The sequence below is a fragment of the Intestinibacter sp. genome, from assembly GCF_051866655.1.
Classification (GTDB): Bacteria; Bacillota; Clostridia; order Peptostreptococcales; family Peptostreptococcaceae; genus Intestinibacter.
The window spans coordinates 1-2422 of sequence record NZ_JBJDXL010000496.1 but is presented as its reverse complement, the minus strand read 5'-3'; the positions used below and the strand labels follow the sequence as shown (position 1 = coordinate 2422).

General features: G+C 28.3%; 6 protein-coding genes. 4 read left to right on the top strand and 2 right to left on the bottom strand.

The features are described from left to right. From ACI3VO_RS14960 to ACI3VO_RS14950, 3 genes are all read left to right on the top strand, one after another. Positions 1–232, top strand: a 232-nt coding sequence (locus ACI3VO_RS14960; RefSeq protein ID WP_439758683.1) for a segregation/condensation protein A, incomplete at its 5' end; no start/stop codon positions are given. A gap of 1 nt (position 233) precedes the next feature. Next, positions 234–767, top strand: a complete 534-nt coding sequence (gene scpB / locus ACI3VO_RS14955; RefSeq protein ID WP_439758682.1) for an SMC-Scp complex subunit ScpB — start codon at positions 234–236, stop codon at positions 765–767. A 95-nt stretch (positions 768–862) separates the two neighbouring features. After that, complete coding sequence (locus tag ACI3VO_RS14950; RefSeq protein ID WP_439758681.1) at positions 863–1048, top strand: hypothetical protein; 186 nt, start codon at positions 863–865, stop codon at positions 1046–1048. 56 nt (positions 1049–1104) lie between these two features. Here the strand turns inward: ACI3VO_RS14950 and ACI3VO_RS14945 are convergent, their stop codons facing one another. After that, entirely contained in the window at positions 1105–1242 is a 138-nt protein-coding gene (locus ACI3VO_RS14945; protein WP_439758680.1) for a hypothetical protein, read from the bottom strand. A gap of 131 nt (positions 1243–1373) precedes the next feature. Here ACI3VO_RS14945 and ACI3VO_RS14940 point away from each other — a divergent pair, with 131 nt between their 5' ends. Then, the gene (locus ACI3VO_RS14940) at positions 1374–1511 is read left to right on the top strand and encodes a hypothetical protein (RefSeq protein ID WP_290691029.1); all 138 of its coding nucleotides are present in this window, start codon (positions 1374–1376) and stop codon (positions 1509–1511) included. 89 nt (positions 1512–1600) lie between these two features. Here ACI3VO_RS14940 and ACI3VO_RS14935 read toward each other — a convergent pair whose 3' ends face one another. After that, positions 1601–2344, bottom strand: coding sequence for an NAD-dependent protein deacylase (locus ACI3VO_RS14935; RefSeq protein WP_439758679.1), 744 nt, complete (start codon positions 2342–2344; stop codon positions 1601–1603). Between the last annotated feature and the right edge of the window lie 78 nt (positions 2345–2422).

Here is a 2422-nt window from a genome sequence, read left to right as displayed (position 1 = left end):
TAAAATTGTAAGAGGAAAAATAATACCTGTTGAAGAAAAAATAAAATATATAGAAGATATTTTAAAAACTACAGAAAAGATTAATTTTAACAGCATGGTACAAAGCTACCAAAAGGATGAAGTAATAGCTACATTTTTATCTATACTAGAGCTTATTAAATCTAGAAAAATAGTAGTCGTTCAAGAAAATTTCTTTGAAGACATTATTATAAAAAAGAATTTGGAGAATTAACATGAAGAGAAGTGAGATAAAATATATTATAGAATCAATAATGTTTGCATATGGAGAACCGATAAGTATAAAGGAATTAAATTATGCCATTAATGAAGAACTTTCTCCAAAAGAAATAGAGTATATGTTAAACTTATTAAGGGATGAATACGAGGAGCAAAATAGAGGTATACAGATTATACAGCTAGAAGATAGATATCAAATGTGTACTAATAAGGAATATACTCCATATATAAAAAAGATTCTAGAACCTAAAAGAAAGAAAACATTAAGTCAGGCGACATTAGAGACTTTGACTATAATTGCATATAAGCAACCTATCACAAAAGTCGAAATCGAAAGCGTTAGAGGTGTAAAATGCGATAAAGTTCTACAAACTTTACTTGAAAATTCTCTAATAAAGGAAGCGGGAAGATTGAATAAAATAGGGAAGCCTATAATATATAAAACAACAGATGAATTTTTGAAGCTTCTAAATATAGAAAAGTTAGAAGACTTACCGCCGATTGAACAATTTGAAGAGAACATGGATTAAATTTGGGGCAAAATAGTTGATATATTGGTAGTTTAAAATATACAATTTAATTAAAAATATAAATTTTTATAAGATGTAAAATAGGGGGAAGTAGAATGAAAAATATAAGTTTACCACTTATAATAGGCGCTGTAATGTGCGTATTGAGTATATTGTTTGGATTTTACACTATAAATACAGGAGATACTTTTAGAGGTGTTTTATGGATGGTAGCCGCTCTTTGTTGGGCATCTTTTGTTAGAAATGTATTTAGAAAAAATAATAAAAGCAATAGGAAATAAGAAAAAAATAAAAAATTGTTGCATGCTTTTACTTGCAACAATTTTTTTGCACTTTTTTAATCTTCACCAAAAGTATCGTAGTAAAGAGTTTTGATTTCCTCTTCTGATTTGTCCTTTAGAGAATCTGATATATCCTTATGTGCGATTATAAGGTAGTAGTTTATCAATTCATCGATCATTACAGAAATATCCATTTTAGCCTCCTAGTTTATAATTATTTTCTATATAAGGTGATTGTAGCACAAAAATAAAAAAAATTAGTATTTTTTATGGAAATAGGGAATATTAATAATATACTAGAAGAAAATTGTAAAGAGGTGTAAAAATGGACATTTTAAGAGAGGCGACAAGAATAAAGGAAATAGTTTTAGCTGTGGCCGAGGATAAAGGTATAAGTAGCTTAGAAGCTTGGCCAGAAGCTATATTATTGTATAAATTAAAATACGAAGATAACTTTAGATAATAAATACAATTTATATTTAAAAATAAAAATCTGTCCTCGATAATCGATAGGACAGATTTTATTATGCGAATTATACTTTAAGTATTCGATTAATATACATCTAAAACTGCTTCTTTTAATACTTCTCCTATTGCATCGTTTATAACTAGAGAAGCAGTGTTGTCGTATCCAGTTGAGCTTTTATTTATTAGAACTAGATCTCTACCTCTATAATAATTTATAAAACTAGCAGCAGGATAAACAACTAAAGAAGTACCACCTATTATCAATAAATCAGCAGATGATATAGCTCTTATAGCACCTTCGACAGTAGCATTATCTAAGCCCTCTTCATATAAAACAACATCTGGCTTTACAACTGAACCACATTTATCACAATGAGGAATATTACCGCCAAGGTCTAACATGCCATCTAAGTCAAAGAATTTATGACATTTAGTACAGTAATTTCTATGTACAGATCCATGCAATTCATATACGTTTTTACTGCCAGCCATTTGATGAAGTCCATCTATATTTTGAGTAACTATAGCCTTTAGTTTTCCCATTTCTTCTAATTTAGCTAAAGCCTTATGTGCATTATTAGGTTTAGCATCTGGGTAAATTAATTTATCTTTATAGAATTTAAAAAACTCCTCTGGATATTTAACAAAAAATGTATGAGATACTAGCTGTTCTGGAGTAAAATTTCTATTTAGCTTTTCACTAAATAATCCAGAAGAACTACGGAAATCAGGAATATTACTTTCTGTACTTGTTCCTGCGCCTCCGAAGAAAACTATATTATTGCTTTTTTCTATGAGCTTTTTTAATTCATTTATTTTATCATTCATATTAGGACCTCCTAAATTAATCTGGTATTGTCAAAAATATCTACTATATTTCTGATCAATCCCTTTATTTTACTTAAT

What these genes read in the sequence shown, in the direction of transcription:
- scpB (WP_439758682.1), top strand. Translation starts at nt 234, where the DNA reads ATGAAGAGAAGTGAGATAAAATATATTATAGAATCAATAATGTTTGCA.
- ACI3VO_RS14950 (WP_439758681.1), top strand. Translation starts at nt 863, where the DNA reads ATGAAAAATATAAGTTTACCACTTATAATAGGCGCTGTAATGTGCGTA.
- ACI3VO_RS14945 (WP_439758680.1), bottom strand. Translation starts at nt 1,242, where the DNA reads ATGGATATTTCTGTAATGATCGATGAATTGATAAACTACTACCTTATA.
- ACI3VO_RS14940 (WP_290691029.1), top strand. Translation starts at nt 1,374, where the DNA reads ATGGACATTTTAAGAGAGGCGACAAGAATAAAGGAAATAGTTTTAGCT.
- ACI3VO_RS14935 (WP_439758679.1), bottom strand. Translation starts at nt 2,344, where the DNA reads ATGAATGATAAAATAAATGAATTAAAAAAGCTCATAGAAAAAAGCAAT.